Source organism: Streptomyces sp. H39-C1, from assembly GCF_027158125.1.
Lineage (GTDB): Bacteria > Actinomycetota > Actinomycetes > Streptomycetales > Streptomycetaceae > Actinacidiphila > Actinacidiphila fildesensis.
This window is the reverse complement of the sequence record NZ_JAPVLS010000014.1, coordinates 71110-87119: the sequence shown is the minus strand read 5'-3', so window position 1 is coordinate 87119 and position 16010 is coordinate 71110. Positions and strand designations below refer to the sequence as shown.

At 71.2% G+C, this 16010-nt stretch carries 14 protein-coding genes and 1 pseudogene; 8 read left to right on the top strand and 7 right to left on the bottom strand.

Annotated features, from left to right (window positions below; genetic code table 11):
• The first annotated feature begins 5 nt into the window (after positions 1-5).
• The 4 genes from mqnE (at position 6) to O3W51_RS12300 (ending at position 3663) form a co-directional block, all read left to right on the top strand.
• A complete protein-coding gene (mqnE, locus tag O3W51_RS12315; RefSeq protein ID WP_138355160.1) occupies positions 6-1169 on the top strand; it encodes an aminofutalosine synthase MqnE in 1164 nt (387 codons plus the stop codon).
• Between the two features lie 123 nt (positions 1170-1292).
• Positions 1293-1811 carry a GNAT family N-acetyltransferase gene (locus tag O3W51_RS12310; protein ID WP_138355161.1) on the top strand — a complete coding sequence of 173 codons (519 nt, stop codon included), beginning with the start codon at positions 1293-1295 and terminating at the stop codon, positions 1809-1811.
• Positions 1812-1840: 29 nt separating this feature from the next.
• Positions 1841-2128, top strand: a complete 288-nt coding sequence (locus O3W51_RS12305) for a DUF4229 domain-containing protein (RefSeq protein WP_138355162.1) — start codon at positions 1841-1843, stop codon at positions 2126-2128.
• Between the two features lie 209 nt (positions 2129-2337).
• Positions 2338-3663 (top strand): dicarboxylate/amino acid:cation symporter, encoded by a 1326-nt coding sequence (locus O3W51_RS12300; RefSeq protein ID WP_164297550.1) that lies wholly within the window; start codon positions 2338-2340, stop codon positions 3661-3663.
• 75 nt (positions 3664-3738) lie between these two features.
• Here the strand turns inward: O3W51_RS12300 and O3W51_RS12295 are convergent, their stop codons facing one another.
• The 3 genes from O3W51_RS12295 to O3W51_RS12285 form a co-directional block, all read right to left on the bottom strand.
• A complete protein-coding gene (locus tag O3W51_RS12295) occupies positions 3739-4917 on the bottom strand; it encodes a methyltransferase domain-containing protein (protein ID WP_269285707.1) in 1179 nt (392 codons plus the stop codon).
• Positions 4914-5054: a hypothetical protein gene (locus tag O3W51_RS12290; protein ID WP_187144976.1), complete on the bottom strand. Its 141-nt coding sequence runs from the start codon at positions 5052-5054 to the stop codon at positions 4914-4916. The genes O3W51_RS12295 and O3W51_RS12290 overlap by 4 nt, the downstream gene beginning before the upstream one ends.
• 524 nt (positions 5055-5578) lie before the next feature.
• Positions 5579-5803, bottom strand: coding sequence for a hypothetical protein (locus tag O3W51_RS12285; RefSeq protein ID WP_269285704.1), 225 nt, complete (start codon positions 5801-5803; stop codon positions 5579-5581).
• A gap of 292 nt (positions 5804-6095) precedes the next feature.
• Here O3W51_RS12285 and O3W51_RS12280 point away from each other — a divergent pair, with 292 nt between their 5' ends.
• Positions 6096-7352 (top strand): hypothetical protein, encoded by a 1257-nt coding sequence (locus O3W51_RS12280; RefSeq protein WP_331284063.1) that lies wholly within the window; start codon positions 6096-6098, stop codon positions 7350-7352.
• Positions 7353-7760: 408 nt separating this feature from the next.
• Here the strand turns inward: O3W51_RS12280 and O3W51_RS12275 are convergent, their stop codons facing one another.
• A complete protein-coding gene (locus O3W51_RS12275; protein ID WP_269285702.1) occupies positions 7761-8306 on the bottom strand; it encodes a DUF1707 and FHA domain-containing protein in 546 nt (181 codons plus the stop codon).
• 206 nt (positions 8307-8512) lie between these two features.
• Between O3W51_RS12275 and O3W51_RS12270 the strand changes: the two genes are divergently transcribed.
• Positions 8513-9106 (top strand): TetR/AcrR family transcriptional regulator, encoded by a 594-nt coding sequence (locus O3W51_RS12270; protein ID WP_187145313.1) that lies wholly within the window; start codon positions 8513-8515, stop codon positions 9104-9106.
• Here O3W51_RS12270 and O3W51_RS12265 read toward each other — a convergent pair.
• Both O3W51_RS12265 and O3W51_RS12260 read right to left on the bottom strand, forming a co-directional pair.
• A complete protein-coding gene (locus O3W51_RS12265) occupies positions 9069-9974 on the bottom strand; it encodes a MaoC family dehydratase (RefSeq protein WP_138355167.1) in 906 nt (301 codons plus the stop codon). The two genes, O3W51_RS12270 and O3W51_RS12265, sit on opposite strands and share 38 nt — an antisense overlap.
• A gap of 81 nt (positions 9975-10055) precedes the next feature.
• Complete coding sequence (locus tag O3W51_RS12260; RefSeq protein ID WP_138355168.1) at positions 10056-11366, bottom strand: 3-oxoacyl-ACP reductase; 1311 nt, start codon at positions 11364-11366, stop codon at positions 10056-10058.
• 82 nt (positions 11367-11448) lie between these two features.
• On the opposite strand from O3W51_RS12260, the gene O3W51_RS12255 reads away from it, so the two are divergent.
• Together O3W51_RS12255 and O3W51_RS12250 are read left to right on the top strand one after the other, a co-directional pair.
• Positions 11449-12759, top strand: coding sequence for an acetyl-CoA C-acetyltransferase (locus O3W51_RS12255; RefSeq protein WP_138355169.1), 1311 nt, complete (start codon positions 11449-11451; stop codon positions 12757-12759).
• 151 nt (positions 12760-12910) lie between these two features.
• A pseudogene (locus O3W51_RS12250) lies at positions 12911-14746 on the top strand (AMP-dependent synthetase/ligase); the annotation flags it as partial.
• On the opposite strand, the gene O3W51_RS12245 reads toward O3W51_RS12250, so the two are convergent.
• A complete protein-coding gene (locus O3W51_RS12245) occupies positions 14663-15982 on the bottom strand; it encodes a lipase family protein (protein WP_443048277.1) in 1320 nt (439 codons plus the stop codon). The pseudogene O3W51_RS12250 and the gene O3W51_RS12245 sit on opposite strands and share 84 nt — an antisense overlap.
• Positions 15983-16010 lie beyond the last annotated feature (28 nt).

The following is a 16010-nucleotide window of genomic DNA, read 5'->3' as shown; positions in this document are numbered from 1 at the left end:
GCAGCATGGACGCTGGACTCAAGCGTGAGCTGGAGGAGAAGGTCTACGCGGGTGAGCGGCTGACCCGTGAGGACGGAATCGCCCTCTACGAGTCCGACGACCTCGCTTGGCTGGGTGGTCTCGCACACCACGTACGGACGAAGAAGAACGGCGATGTCGTTCACTTCAACGTCAACCGGCACCTCAACATGACGAACGTGTGCACCGCGTCGTGCGCCTACTGCTCGTTCCAGCGCAAGCCGGGCGAGAAGGACGCGTACACGATGCGCATCGAGGAGGCCGTCCGTCTCGCGAAGACGATGGAGGGCGAGAACCTCACCGAGCTGCACATCGTCAACGGTCTGCACCCGACGCTGCCGTGGCGCTACTACCCGCGCTCGCTGAAGGCCCTCAAGGAGGCGCTGCCGTCCGTCTCGCTGAAGGCGTTCACGGCGACGGAGATCCACCACTTCGAGACGATCTCCGGTCTGTCGGCCTCGGACATCCTGGACGAGCTGATCGACGCGGGCCTGGAGTCGCTGACCGGCGGCGGCGCCGAGATCTTCGACTGGGAGGTCCGGCAGCACATCGTGGACCACCGCACCCACTGGGAGGACTGGTCCCGGATCCACCGTCTCGCGCACTCCAAGGGTCTCAAGACCCCCTCGACGATGCTCTACGGGCACATCGAGGAGCCGAAGCACCGGGTGGACCACGTGCTGCGACTGCGCGAGCTGCAGGACGAGACCGGCGGTTTCCAGGTCTTCATCCCGCTGCGGTACCAGCACGACTTCGTGGACATGAAGGACGGCAAGATCCGCAACACGCTGCAGGCCCGCACCACCATGGCCAGCGGCGCGGACGCGCTCAAGACGTTCGCCGTCTCCCGGCTGCTCTTCGACAATGTGCCGCACGTCAAGGTCTTCTGGGTGATGCACGGGGTGCAGACCGCCCAGCTGGCGCTGCAGCACGGCGCGGACGACATGGACGGCTCGGTCGTCGAGTACAAGATCACCCATGACGCGGACGACTTCGGCACGCCGAACAAGCTGAACCGGGACGACATCCTCGAGCTGATCCGCGACGCCGGGTTCCGGCCGGTCGAGCGCAACACGCGCTACGAGATCATCCGCGAGTACCCGGGGCCGAACGCCGAACGGCGCGAGTCCCCGCAGCCGATGCGCCTCTGACGTCATCTCTGTTCGCCGAAGGCCCCGGTGCCACGCGCAGGTGCGTGGTGCCGGGGCCTTCGCGCTGTCCCAAGCCGTGGAAGCCCGTTGCCGGGCCGCCGGAGTAATGGCTAGCATTGACCTATGACCCTTACCTTTGCGCGTGACCCCGAGCTGTCCACCGGCCTCCGCGAAGAGATCCTCCGGATCTGGACCGACGCCTCCAACGCCGGCGGCGCGGTCGGCTTCGTCCCGCCGGTCAAGGCCGAGGACGTACGCCCGGTCGCCGACGGGCAGTTCGAGTCGGTCGGCGCGGGGACCCAGCGGCTGCTCGTCGCGTACGAGGACGGGCGGGCGGTCGGCACGGTCTTCCTGAAGCTCAACACCCACCGGCTGATGCGGCACTGGTGCACGCTGGTCACCGTCATGGTCGACCCGGTCCTGCAGGGCGGCGGGCGCGGCCGGCGGATGCTGGCCGAGGCCGTCGACTTCGCCCGCGACCTGGGCTTCGACGCGCTCCGGCTCGGGGTGCGCGGCGGCACCGGCGTGGACGCCTTCTACGCCGCCTGCGGATTCAAGGAAGTCGGCCGCGTACCGGACGCGATCCGCGTCGCCGCCGACGACTTCCGCGACGACATCACTATGTGGCTCCCCCTGCACTGATCGTCGGGGGGCCGTGCTTCACTGGAAGCATGTTCCGTTACACCGCCATGCGTTTTGGCCTCTTCGTCGGCTGCTTCGCGGTCATCTGGGGTCTGGTCTCCCTGCGGATCCTGCCGGCCGGGCTCGGTGGCTCCAACCTCCTGTGGGTTGCGCTGCTCGCGCTCGTCATCTCCGCGCCGCTGAGCTTCGTGCTGCTGCGCGGCGCCCGGGATGCCGCGTCGGCCCAGGTCTCCGCGCGCGTCGAGCGCAGCCGGGCGAACTTCGCCAAGAGCCAGAGCGCGGAGGACGCGGCGGACGACGCCGCGCGCACCGCGTAACGCCAGTTGGGCCGTAGGTCCGCACGACCGCCCGGGGGTCGGTGGGTAACCCTCGTCACACGCTTCGCCATGCCCCGCCGGAACACCCCGTTCCCGGCGGGGCTTTGTGCTGTCCACGCGCCGGCCCGAACCGTTTCCGGCCGTCCACGTCATGAGAACCCAAAGAATGACTTTGAGTTTCCCAAAGCTCCGGTGTTAGCGTCCGGAACATGTCTCCTACATCCAGTCGCGTACGCATACCCAAGATCCCGTTCTGGGCGCAGATCCTCGGCGGCCTCGTCCTCGGTGTGTGTCTCGGCTGGATCGCCCGCAGCGGCGACATCGCCTGGCTCGGCAAGACGCTCGACGAGATCGGCTCGATCTTCGTCCAGCTGCTCAAGCTGGCCGTCGCGCCGCTGGTCTTCTTCGCCATCGTGGTCTCCATCACCAACCTGCGGAACGTCTCCAACGCCGCCCGGCTGGCCACCCGCACGCTGCTCTGGTTCATGATCACGTCGCTGATCGCGGTCTCCATCGGCCTCGCGATCGGCCTGCTCACCAACCCCGGCTCCGGCAGCGGCCTCACCCCGGCCGACGGCGCCAAGCCGAAGCACACCGGCTCCTGGCTCGACTTCCTCACCGGCATCATCCCGACCGACGTCATCTCGCCGTTCACCGAGCTGAACGTGCTGCAGATCGTCTTCATGGCGGCCGTCGTCGGTATCGCGCTGCTCCAGCTCGGCGAGAAGGCCGAGCCGATCCTCACCCTCAGCTCCGCGGTTCTCGAACTGCTGCAGAAGGCCCTGTGGTGGGTCATCAAGCTCGCCCCGCTGGGCACCCTGGGCCTGATCGGCAACGCCATCAACACCTACGGCTGGAACCTGATCAAGCAGTACGCGACCTTCACCGCCGATGTCTACGTCGGCTGCGCCCTCGTCCTGTTCGGCGTCTACCCGCTGCTGCTCGCCACCGTCGCCAAGGTCAGCCCGCTGCAGTTCTTCCGCGGCGCCTGGCCCGCCATCCAGCTCGCCTTCGTCTCGCGCTCCTCGGTCGGCACCATGCCGGTCACCCAGCGCGTCACCGAACGCCTCGGCGTCCCGCGCGAGTACGCGTCCTTCGCCGTCCCGTTCGGCGCCACCACCAAGATGGACGGCTGCGCCGCGATCTACCCGGCCCTCGCCGCGATCTTCATCGCCGAGGTCTTCGACGTGCACCTGGGCATCGGCGACTACCTGCTGATCGCCTTCGTCTCGGTCATCGGCTCCGCCGCCACCGCGGGCCTCACCGGCGCCACGGTCATGCTCACCCTGACCCTCTCCACCCTCGGCCTCCCCCTCGAAGGCGTCGGCCTCCTGCTCGCGATCGACCCCATCCTCGACATGATGCGGACCGCCACGAACGTGGCCGGCCAGTCCGTCATCCCGATCATCGTCGCGGCCCGCGAGAACATCCTCGACCGCGACAAGTACGCCACCGCCCACGGCGCGGACCTCGACAGCCTGATGGACGACGACGCGAACACGGACCGCGAAGAGCGCGTCCCGGTCGCCGCGTAGTCGTATACGCGGAAGCGCCCCCGACCTTCGCGAGGACCGGGGGCACTGCCGCGTCTCGCCGAGGGGGCTGGTGTCTCAGCCGTCCAGGGGAGAACCGGGGTCGTCGAGCCAGAATCTCTGTTCCTCTGCCGTGACGGTGATGCCGAAACGAGCGGGCGTCGGGCGGTCGTGGTCTCGCCACCAGCGGCTTGCTGTCTCTACTTCGTCCCAGAGGCGACGTGGGCCGTGCTGCCAGACGGTGAACTGGTCGTCGTGCTCGCCGTCGTAGTCGACCGCGGCCCATGAGGTGGCGTCGGTGGTGGCGACCCACAGACGTGTCAACACGCCTTTCACGTCGGGGTTCTGCTGGCGCGAGTACCAGACATCGCGCAGCCGAACTCCGATCGCGAACTGTGCGTCGATGTCCGGGCCGGTCACGTCCCACGGCGCCAGACCGGTCCTGGACTCGTCGGGCTGGTGCTCGTCGCGGACGACATCCCGGTAGATCCGTAGGTCGGTCCGCTGGTCGCGCATCAGCATGAAGGCGCTGTGCGGGCTGAACCGGCCTTCGCCGACCCCTGCGTTCACCTCCAGCCGCAGCAACCCGTACGTGATCCACGGGTTGTCCCACGCTGTGACGATCACCCCTCCGGGCCGGGACTGCTTCACCCATGCGTGCGGCACGCGCCGCACCGAGCAGGTGCAGATGATCCGGTCGTACGCGGCCTGCGGCGGCCAGCCCTTCTCTCCGTCGGCACAGACCACTTCGGGGTACAGGCCTGCGTTGTGGAGTGCGGTACGTGCCCTGGCGGCCACCGCGCCGTCGATCTCCAATGTGGTCACGTTGGCCTCGCCGACCCGGTGTGCGAGCAGCCCGGCGTTCCAACCGGTTCCCGCGCCGATCTCCAGCACGTGCGCGCCGTCGTGAACGTCGAGGTCTTCCAGCATGCGCAGCACGATGGAAGGTGCAGAAGCCGAGGAGGAGGCCCACACATCGCTTTCCTCGGGCTCAGCACCGTCGTTGACCTGCGTCACTACGGGCGCATCGGCGTAGGCGGCGGTGTACCACCGCTCAGCGTCGCTGTGCTGGTCGCAGGGCGCGTATCCGCCCTCGCCGTCGTCCAGCCAAATCCGTTCGGGCAGGAAGTGGTGTCGCGGAACGGCGTCCATGGCTTTCACCCACTCCGGGGCCGGCGCATGGCCGAGGTCCGCTTCGATCGCGCGGAGCAGGTCGCGTTGTGCTGCGTTCTGCTCCGCCTGGTGCGCGTGCGTCACTTCTTGTCACCGCCCTTGTGCTTGGGCTCCGGAGCGGGCCGTGACCCGTCCGGAGACGGCTTGCTGGTGCCCGGGTCCTTCCCTCCGGAGTGCTTGCCGTCGCCTCCGCTACCGCCCTTGCCAGTTCCCCATCCCATAGCTGATCTCCTTCGTCTCATTGCTGATCTTGAGGGTGTGTGGTCCTACGCGGCGGTGCGGCCGTGGGCGGGGATCGGGTTCGGGTCCGGAGGTCGGGGTGCCGGTGCCTGCGGTCGGCGGGGTGCTGGCGGGGGTGGCTTGGCCATGAATTGTCCTCTCTGGGCATGCTGCCGCTCGGCGGACTGCCGCGCGGGGCATTTCAGGGATGCGGCGCCCGGCTCCTGCTGTCACGGTCGGGGGATCCGCTATCCCGAGACGGCTGGAGCCGGGCGCGCTGGTACCGGACTCCGACGGAACGAGTCATCGACGGAGACCGGAGATCAGAGGCCGGGCGGCGGAGTGTCCGAAGCGGCCGCAGCGAGACTTCGAGCGGGCGGGGCGGCGGGGTGCCCGCGGCCGAGTTGCACGGCGACCGCGGGTGCGCCGAGCACATTCAGGAGCATCAGGAGTGCGCCTGCGGTGCGGCCGTCGCTGGAGGGGCAAGGCGGGCGGCGGTGGCGTGGCCGGTCGACCACGGACCGGGTCACGGGGTGTCATCCACGGGTTCGAGAGCGGCCAGGGGGGCGCTCCATTCGACGCCGCCACCCGGTGGCCGCAGCCACGCGAACTCCTCGGGACTTGCGCCGGTGGGGTAGGCCGACCCGATCTGTTGGACCTCGCCGACCTGGTGCGTGGCAGTGTCCAAGACGAGGGCGTCCTGCTTGATCCAATCCAGGTCGGTACCGGTCTGGCGGTCGGCTCGGGTCATGGTGTCGTCTCCGTAGCGGTGGGGAGCCGCTGCCGGTGCTCCGAGGCTTCACGGGCTACCGGTCGCGGTGGGACGTGGGCCGCACGGCGGGGGTTGGGTAGGAGAGGGATTGTTCGTAGTGCGGCTGATGTTGAGTGAACTCGGGTACGCCGTCCGGGAGAACGGGGAATGCTGGACGGGACCGTGAATGCCGTGAACGCTGAGGGGAGTCATCGCATGGCACCACGCACGCGCACACCGAATACCGCCCTTCGCGCCCTGATGACGGAGGCCCAGTGGACAAGGCCAGCTGGTGAGGGCGATCACGCGGGTCGGGATCGAGTCGGGAACGGTGCTCAGCTACGACGACTCGACCGTGTCGCATTGGCTCAAGGGCTCGTTACCGGGCCCTGAGGCCAGGCCGCTGATCTGCGAAGCGTTCTCCCGGCACCTGCGCCGCCCAGTAACGTCCACCGACGCCGGGTTCGGCAATGAGACTGGGGCCGGCGCCGTTGATCTGGTGGCCGGAGTGGTGGACCTCGGAAGGGCAGACATGGATCCGTCACGGCGTGGGGTCTTGGCCGCAGGACTGTATTCGGCCGCCTTGATGGTGCCGCGCTATACGGAGCTGTCGACCAGGCTGGAAGCGTCCACGACCGGCCGCACCGTACGGATCGGAGCCGGCGAGGTCGCCACCGTCCGCACCATGACCGACCGCATCGCCGACATCCTCGATGAACTCGGCGGCGGCCATGCGCGGCCGATGGCGGCTGCTTTCCTGGTGAACACCGTCTCGCCGTACCTGCGGGCGGACGGCTCGGAGTCGGTGAAGAAAGACATGCTGTCCGCAGCATCCGACCTCGTGTACCTCACCGGGTGGATGGCGATGTACGAACGCGAGCACGGTTTGGGCCAGCGCTACTACGTCCAAGCACTCCAACTGGCCGGCAGCGCGGAAGACCACCTCACCTACTGCCGCACCCTTCGCGGCATGGCCCTGCAAGCCTCTAACCTCGGGCACGGCACCAAGGCACTGGAGCTCGCCGATTCGGCGGCCGAAGCCTCCCCGAAAGCGGGGCCGCGCCTCCAGGCGTTCCTGGCCGGGCAGCAGGCGCACGGCGCTGCGATGGTCAAAGACCAGCGGCAGGCATTCGCCCGGCTGTCAGAGACCGAAGCCGCCCTGTCCAAGGCCGATGGAAGGAACGACGCGGTGGGCGGTTACGACCAGGCCGCCTACCAATTCCATGTCTCCCACGTGTTGTACGAACTGGGTGATTTGCCCGGATCGGTCAAGGCACTCCAGCAGTCCAACCGCGCCCGCCCCTCGCAAGAGCGGCAGGGGCGTGTCCACGCGAACGGGCTTCTGGCACAACGGCAGCTGGAGATGGGCCACGTGGAAGCCGCGTGCGCCACCTGGGAAGCGTTCCTCGACGACTACGCCGCGATCTCCTCAGCCCGAGGTGACGACCACTTCCGCACGATGCGCCAACGCATCCGACCCCATCAGAGCAACCGAGCCGCGAAGTCGCTGATCCAGCGAGCCCGCACGGTGGCCCACCAGAAGGTGTGACGCACGTCGGCGCGATTGCTCAAGCATGGGACATTTCATATCCCCCAACGAGACCCGCATCGAAGGGGAGCGACCGCTCCGGCCTCTGCCGCATCGCGGCAGCAGCTGCTCCCCGCCCGCCCATTCCCGGTGGCGCGGTCGCCTCGCGCGCCTGTCATGCGTGACGGCTGGGGTACGGCGCCCCACCACGCGGAGCCGGCAGAGGGTCAGCCACGCAAGGCGGGCCACCCCTCCCTCGCTGCCGGCCGTCTTTGGCACCCCGTCCCGGCGGCAGTCGGCAGCGCTCCCGGCCACGCGTGCCATGTGACGGTTGCCGCGTCTGAACGCCCGCCTGACCTGCTCTGGGCTCGGGAAGGAGGTCCAGGACGCCCACGAAGCGTGGGAAGCCGGCGGCGGTACAGGGCCGGATCAGCCGGAGGCGAGGCGGAAGTAGAGGCTGCCGAAGGCCACGTGGTCGACGGGGTGGACGCGGACGGTGCCGGTGATGCGGAGGCCGTTGACGTGGGTGCCGTTGAGGGAGCCGAGGTCGGAGAGGAGCCAGGCGTTGTCCTGGTAGCGGAGTTCGGCGTGGGTGCGGGAGACGGAGTCGTGGCCGAGGCGGAGGTCGCACACCGGGGCGCGGCCGATGCGCAGGGGCTGGGGGCCGGGCTCGGGCAGCCGGAGGCCGGGGAGCTGCTGGGTGCGCCAACTGCCGCGCAGGCGTACGGAGAGCGCGGAGAGGCGGGCGACGGTGCGCAGCAGGAGTTGCGGGGCGCGGCCGCGGGAGGGGAGGTCGGCGAGGGCGCCGTCGACCTCGGCGCGGCTGCGGGCGGTGAGCACGATGTGCATGCGGTGCATGAAGGTGTCGTGGGAGAGCCGGCCGTCGCCGGTCCCGGCACGGAGCACCTCGAGTGCGTGGTCCCGCTCGTTCTCCGACGGCCGTACGCCCTGGGCGCGGAACTCGGGGGACGTCATGGTGGGATTGTCGGCCCGTCAGTAGGGCTCTGTCCAGATTCCCGAGGGGTGGCCGGTTGTCCGGAACCCGCCACGGGCCCTGTCCCGGGCGGCAGGCCGGGCGGAGACCCGCCCCGTAGGCTTACTTTCGGGTAGGGCTACGCGAGAGGTGGCACGGGGTGGGCGGGAAGACCAAGCGGGTGCCGCGGCAGGTGCGGGAGCAGCAGATGCTCGACGCGGCGGTGGCGACGTTCGCGCGGCGGGGGTACCGGGCGGCCTCGATGGATGAGATCGCCGAGCTGGCGGGGGTGTCGAAACCCCTCGTCTATCTGTATCTGAATTCGAAGGAAGAGCTGTTCACCGCGTGCATCCGGCGGGAGGCGGCGGCGCTCACCGAGGCGGTGATGGCCGGGGTGGAGCCGGGGGCGGCGCCGGACCGGCAACTGTGGTGCGGGCTGCGGGCGTTCTTCACGCATACGACGGAGCGTCCCGACGGCTGGACCGTGCTGTATCAGCAGGCGCGGACCCAGGGGGAGCCGTTCGCGGACGAGGTCGCGAAGATGCGCGCCGAGATCGCCGAGTTCGTCAGGGAGCTGATCGCCGCCGCGGCCCGGGAGGCCGACTGCGCCGGGGAGCTCGCCGAGCGGGAGGTCACGGCGCTGGCGCACGCCCTGGTGGGCGCGGCGGAGTCGCTGGCGGGCTGGGGCTGCGAGCAGCCCGGCCAGTCGGGGAAGGACACCGCGGCGACACTGATGAACTTCGCCTGGGCCGGCCTGGACAACCTCATGAACGGCCGGCGCTGGGAACCACCTCGCCCGTGAGGTGGACGCGGCCGTCGCCGCGCAGCTGGAAGCGGGATCTCGTCCCGGGAGTGGTCTCGGACGTGGTCTCGGACGTGGTCTCGGCCGCGTAGGTCACCGTGCCGGGGAGCAGCACCGGTGCTCCGAACGTGGCCCGCAGGGTGATCCGGTCGGCGTTCAGTGGCACCGCTTCGGCGGCGCAGCGGGCCACGGTCCACATGCCGTGGGCGATGGCGCGGGGGAAGCCGAGGGGCTTCGCGGTCCAGGGGTGGAGGTGGATCGGGTTGTAGTCGCCGGACACCCGCGCATGGCGGCGGCCCAGGTCCGCGGTGAGCCGCCAGGTGGCGACGGCGGGCAGCGTGGACCCCGCGGGCTCCGGCGCCTCGTCGGGGCGTGGGCCCGTGGCGCCGCTGTGCCGGGCGAGGTACGTACTGCGGTCGGACCACACGAGTTCGCCGTCGAGACGGGCCTCGGTCACGAGGACGGCTTCGGTGCCGCGGTGGTGCGGGCGGAGCGCCGAGGTGTGGACGGTCAGTTCAGGACGGTCGGTCGTGCGCAGGGCCCGCACCTGGGTGATCTCGATCGAGGTGTGCACCAGGCCGAGCAGCGGCAGCGGGAACGCGCGGTCCGCCATCAGCTGCGCGGCCAGCGGGAACCCGAGGATGTGCGGGTAGGTCAGCGGGACCGCGCCGGACGCGTTGTCGGGGTAGCCGCAGACCCGCGCGTACGCGGCGAGCCGGCCTGGGTCGATGCGCGCGGCGGGCAGGACCAGCCGGTCGGTGGGCGCCGCCAAGGCGCGCGGCCGCCCGCGCTTGCGGCGCGAGCCGAGCGCGCCCCGGGCCAGGACCAGGGGCAGCCGCGGTGGCGCGGCGAGGGTGCGGGTGGGCACGTCGGGTTGTCCCTTCCATTCGGCGATGCGGGATTCGGGCCACGCGGTGCGAGCCACGCGGTACGGGCCACGCGGTGCGGGTCACGCGCCCAGCAGGCTCTGGCCGCAGACGCGCACGACCTGCCCCGTGACACCGCCCGATCCGGGATCCGCGAACCAGGCGATGGTCTCGGCCACGTCGACCGGAAGCCCGCCCTGGCCGAGGGAGTTCATCCGGCGGCCCGCCTCGCGGATGAACAGCGGGACCGCGGCGGTCATCTTCGTCTCGATGAACCCGGGGGCGACGGCGTTCACGGTGATGCCGTGCCCGGTCGTGCGCGGATCCGTCGCGAGCGCGCGGACGAAGCCGATGACGCCGGCCTTCGAGGCGGCGTAGTTGGTCTGGCCGGCGTTGCCCGCGATGCCGCTGATCGAGGCGGTGGCGACGATCCGGCCGCCGTCCCGCAGGGTGCCGGACTTCAGCAGGTGGTCGGTGGTGCGGATGACACTGCCGAGGTTGACGTCGAGGACGGAGTCCCAGCGGTCGGCGGCCATGTTGGCGAGCTTGCGGTCGCGGGTGATCCCGGCGTTGTGGACCAGCACGTCCAGGCCGTCGGGGAGCGCGGCGGCGATACGTTCCCCGGCGTCCGGCGCGGTGATGTCCAGGGCGAGCGCGGTGCCGCCCAACCGCCGCGCGACATCGGCCAGGGCCTCTTCGGCCTGCGGGACGTCGAGGCAGACGACATGGTGGCCGTCACGGGCGAGCGTGGCGGCGACGGACTCGCCGATGCCGCGCGCGGCGCCGGTGACGAGCGCGGTCCGGGTGCCGGAGGCGGGAGCGGTGGCGGGGACGACCGGGCCCGCCGGGCCGACCTCGATGACCTGGCCGCTCACGTACGCGGACCTGGGGGAGAGGAGGAAGCGTAGCGTCGACCCGGAGTCCGCGCCGGGCGCCAGGCGCAGCAGTTGGACGGTACGGCCGCGGCCGATCTCCTTGCCGAGGGAGCGGACGAGGCCTTCGAGCGCCTGCTGGGCGGCGGCCTGGTGGGGGTCGGCCGGATCCGGGACGGCGCCGAGAACGACCAGCCGGCCGCAGGGCGCGAGCGAGCGGACGACGGGGTGCAGTGCCGCGTACACGTCGTGCAGAGCCCCCGGTTCGCAGATGCCGGTGGCGTCCAGAACGACAGCGGCAGGTGCGGCGGCCGCAGGCGCGTCGGGTGCGCCGGACACCGGCTCCGTACCGGTCGCGTCGTCCGGGCGCGGGGCGCCGGCCGTCAGGCGCAGGACCGGTCCTGCCAGGTCCGGGTGTTCCGGGGACCAGCGGCGGAGCGCGGTGGGCTGGGGGAGTCCGAGGCGGCCGGAGAGGAAGCGGCCGGGGGCCGTACCCGTGAAACGGAGATAGCGATCGGCCATTGGCCTTCTCCTTACTCTGGAGTAAGTTTACCGCCGGTAAGGCTACTGGTGAGTCAGCGCCCAGCCAAGGGAGAGCCAGCCGATGAGTGACCGCAGGGACAGTCCGCGCCGGGTCGCGGTGGTGGCGGGCAACCGCATACCGTTCGCCCGCTCCGACGGCCCGTACGCCACCGCGTCCAACCAGGACATGCTGGGTGCGGCGCTGGCCGGACTGGTGGAAAGGACCGGGCTGGCCGGTGAGCGCGTCGGGGAGTTCGTGGCCGGGGCCGTCCTCAAGCACAGCCGTGACTTCAACCTCGCCCGCGAGACCCTGCTCGGCAGCACCCTCGACCCCGCCACCCCCGCCTACGACATCCAACAGGCGTGCGGCACCGGATTGCAGGCGATCATCGCCGTCGCGAACAAGATCGCGCTCGGCCAGCTCGACTGCGGCATCGCGGGCGGCGCCGACACCGCGAGCGACGCACCGCTCGGCGTCAACGACCAGTTGCGGCGGATCCTGCTGGAGACGCGCCGCGCCAGGTCCGCGGGTGCGCGCGCCAGGGCGCTGGCGCGCATCCGGCCACGTCATCTCGTACCGGAGATCCCGCGCAACGCCGAGCCGCGCACCGGTCTGTCGATGGGCGAGCACGCCGCGCTCACCGCCAAGCGGTGGGACATCGCGCGCGAAGCGCAGGACGTCCTGGCCGCCGCCAGCCACCAACGCCTCGCCGCAGCGTACGAACGCGGCCTGTTCGACGACCTGGTGACGCCCTTCCGGGGCCTGGACCGCGACCAGAACCTGCGCCCGGACTCCACCGCCGAGCGGCTCGCCCGGCTGCGGCCGGTCTTCGGCGTGCGGGAGGGCGGCGCCACCATGACGGCCGGCAACTCGACACCGCTCACGGACGGCGCGGCCGTCGTCCTGCTGGCGAGCGAGGAATGGGCGGCCGACCGCGGGCTGGAGCCGCTCGCCTTCCTCACGGCGTACGAGACGGCCGCCGTCGACTTCGTCGGCAACCCCATGGGCGACGAGGAAGGGCTGCTCATGGCGCCCGCGTACGCCGTGCCGCGCCTGCTGGAACGGGCCGGGCTCGCCCTCGGCGACTTCGACCTCTACGAGATCCACGAGGCGTTCGCCTCGCAGGTGCTGGCCACCCTCGCCGCCTGGGAGGACAAGGAGTTCTGCACCGGACGGCTCGGCCTGGAACGCCCGTTGGGAACGGTGGACCGGGAGCGGCTGAACGTGGCCGGCTCGTCGCTCGCCACCGGGCACCCCTTCGCGGCGACCGGCGCCCGCATCGTCGCGACCCTCGCCGCGCTGCTCGCCGAACGCGGCGGCCCCGGGCGCGGGCTGGTCTCCATCTGCGCGGCAGGCGGCCAGGGGGTCACGGCCGTGCTCGAATGCCCCTGAACCGCCTCCCGCCCCGCCGCTCGGCCCCGTGAAGCGCTCGTCCAACACGTTGCCCTGAAACCGACCTCGTCCCCGCCCGATGCCGCCCTGAACGCCGCCGATCCGCGTAGCGCGAGCCGCCGTACGATTCCGCGAACCAGGAGAGCCCCTGATGTCCCGTAAGAGCCCGATACCGTCCCAACTCGTCGCCGTGGAACCGGATCTCGTCGTCTCGGGCGGTTCGGTCCGGCAGGCGTCCGTGCCGGCTCTCGTACCGCCCGAGAGCGCCGGGAGCCTCGCGGACATCCCGTTCCGCAACGCGGTGGAGGCTCCGCAGGAGGCCGTCCTCAGCCGTAAGGACGAGCGCGGGGCCTGGCGCGACATCACGGCCACGGCGTTCCGCGACGAGGTGGTCGCGGTGGCGAAGGGGCTGATCGCCTCCGGGCTGCGCCCCGGCGACCGGCTCGCGATCATGTCGCGGACGACCTACGAGTGGACGCTGCTGGACTTCGCGGCCTGGGCCGCCGGCCTCATCACCGTCCCCATCTACCCGACGTCCTCCGCCGCGCAGGCCGCCTGGATCCTCGCGGACTCCGGGGCGGTGGCCTGCGCGGTGGAGAGCGTCGAGCAGACCCGGCTGGTCAGCGGGCGGCGCCGCGAGCTGACCGGGCTGCGGCATCTGTGGCAACTGGACGCGGGCGGCATCTCCCAGCTGATCTCCGAGGGGCGGGAGCTGCCGGACATCCTCATCGAGGGGCGGCGCGGCGGCCTCCGACCCGACAGCGTCGCCACCCTCATCTACACGTCGGGCACCACCGGACGCCCCAAGGGCTGCATCCTCACGCACGCCAACTTCTTCGCCGAGGTCGACAACTCCATCGAGCTGCTGAACCCCGTCTTCAAGTCGGTGAGCGAGGAGCCCGCCTCGACGCTGCTCTTCCTGCCCCTGTCGCACGTCTTCGGGCGGATGGTCGCCGTCGGCTGTCTGCGGGCCCGGGTCAAGCTCGGCCACGCGCCCAGCATCGCCACCGACGATCTGCTGGCCGACCTCGCCGGCTTCCGGCCGACGTTCCTGCTCGCGATCCCGTACGTGCTGGAGAAGGTCTACAACACCGGCCGCGCCACGGCCGAGTCCATGGGCCGGGCCGCCTCCTTCGACCGAGCCGCCTCGATCGCGCGGCGGTACGGCGAGGCCCTGGAGGCGCAGCAGTCCGGCACCGGGCGCGGGCCCTCGCTCGGGCTGCGGGCCGCCCACGCGCTCTACGACCCGCTCGTCTACCGGCGGATCCGCGCCGCCCTCGGCGGCAAGGTCCGGTACGCGATCTGCGGCGGCTCACCACTCGGCCGCCGCCTCGCCGCCTTCTACGCGGGCGCGGGCGTCGTGGTCTTCGAGGGCTACGGGCTGACGGAGACCACGGCCGCCGCCACCGTCACCCCACCCCTGCGGCCACGGCTCGGCACCGTCGGCTGGCCGCTGCCGGGTGCCGCCGTCCGGATCGCCGACGACGGCGAGGTGCTGCTCAGCGGCGGCATGGTGTTCGGCGGCTACTGGAACGGCCGGGTCGGGGCGTATCACCCGGTGAACGGCGGCTGGTTCGCCACCGGTGACATCGGGGAGCTCGACGCCGAGGGCTATCTGACGATCACCGGCCGCAAGAAGGAGATCATCATCACCGCGGGCGGCAAGAACGTCGCCCCGGCTCCGCTGGAGGACCGGCTCCGGGCGCACCCCCTCGTGGGGCAGTGCATGGTCGTCGGCGACAACCGCCCCTACGTGGCCGCGCTCATCACCCTCGAACCGGACGGCCTCAGCCACTGGCGCCGGATGCACCACCGCGACGGCGTCCGTCCGGCGCAGCTCGCCGAGGACCCGGAGCTCCTCGCGGAGATCCAGCACGCCGTCGACGACGCGAACGACTCGGTGTCACGGGCCGAGTCGATCCGGCGCTTCCGGGTGCTGCCGGTGGAGTTCACGGAGGAGTCGGGGCATCTGACGCCGTCGATGAAGCTCAGGCGGGCGGCGGTCGCGAGGGACTTCACCAAGGAGATCGAGGATCTCTACCGCAAGCGGTGACGGCCGTGGTGATGTGCCGGCGAAGCGGTCGGCGAGCCAGGCCATGGCGAAGGGTGAACCCGCGATGGCTCCGGTGATGTGGCCGAGCGGCATCGACTGCCACTGGACGTCGACGCCCTTCGCGCACCAGTCCGCGCGCAGCTGCTGCCCCACGGTGTAGGGGATCAGCTCGTCGATGACGCCGTGGTAGAGGTAGACCGGGGCGTCGGGCGCGTGGGTGCCCAGCGCGTCGGCGCGCAGCGCGCTCTGCCAGTCGGCCTGGTAGAGCGGGTTGCTGACGGTCACCTGGTCGATGCGCTGGAAGAGACCGGCGATGGCGTCTATGGCGACGCACTGCGTCTTGACGATGTTCACCACCGACCGGCCGTTGTCGTTCAGGTACTTGGCGAGGTCGAGCGCCGGGTACGCGGCGTCGTGGCCGACGGCCGCGGCGAGGATCAGGCCCGCGCCGACGCCGCCGTTGTTGAAGTCGGCGACCTTGAGGAGATCGGCGGGGACGCCGCCGGTGGCGGTGCCCCTGACGTTCAGGTCGGGTGCGTAGGAGTCATGGATCTCGGCGGCCCAGCTGGAGGCCTGGCCGCCCTGCGAGTAGCCCATGATGCCGACGGGCGTGTCGGCGTTCAGGCCGGTGCCGGGCAGCCGTTCGGCGGCGCGGGCCGCGTCGAGCACGGCCTGCCCCTCGGCCCGGCCGACGGTGTACGTGTGGGTGCCGGGGGTGCCGAGCCCTTCGTAGTCGGTGACCGCGACGGCCCAGCCGCGCAGCAGCGCCTGCCAGATGAGGCTGCCCTCGGCGGTGGTCCCGGTGGGGAAGCCGCGGGAGGGAGCGCAGCTGTCGGCGAGGCCGACGGTGCCGACGGCGTACGTGACGAGGGGGCGCTGTCCGGTGCGGCCGTCGTCGGGGACGAGGACGGTGCCGGAGACGACGTTGGGGGCGCCGGTGGCGGTGGTGGACCGGTAGCGGATCTTCCAGGCCCTGGTGCTGGTGAGGACGAGGGGGTTGGGCATGAAGCGGCTCGGCTCGGCGCTGACGATGTCGCCGGGCTGCCCGGTGGACGTGGCGGACGCGGCGGCATGGGCCGCCGTTGTCGTTGCTCCGGCCGGGGCTGCGGCGGCGGTCAGTGCGGTCGTCAGTGCCAGGGCGGCCAGGGCCGCCAGGACGGTGTGCCGGATGCGTCGTACGGTGCTCTGCACTGCGGCT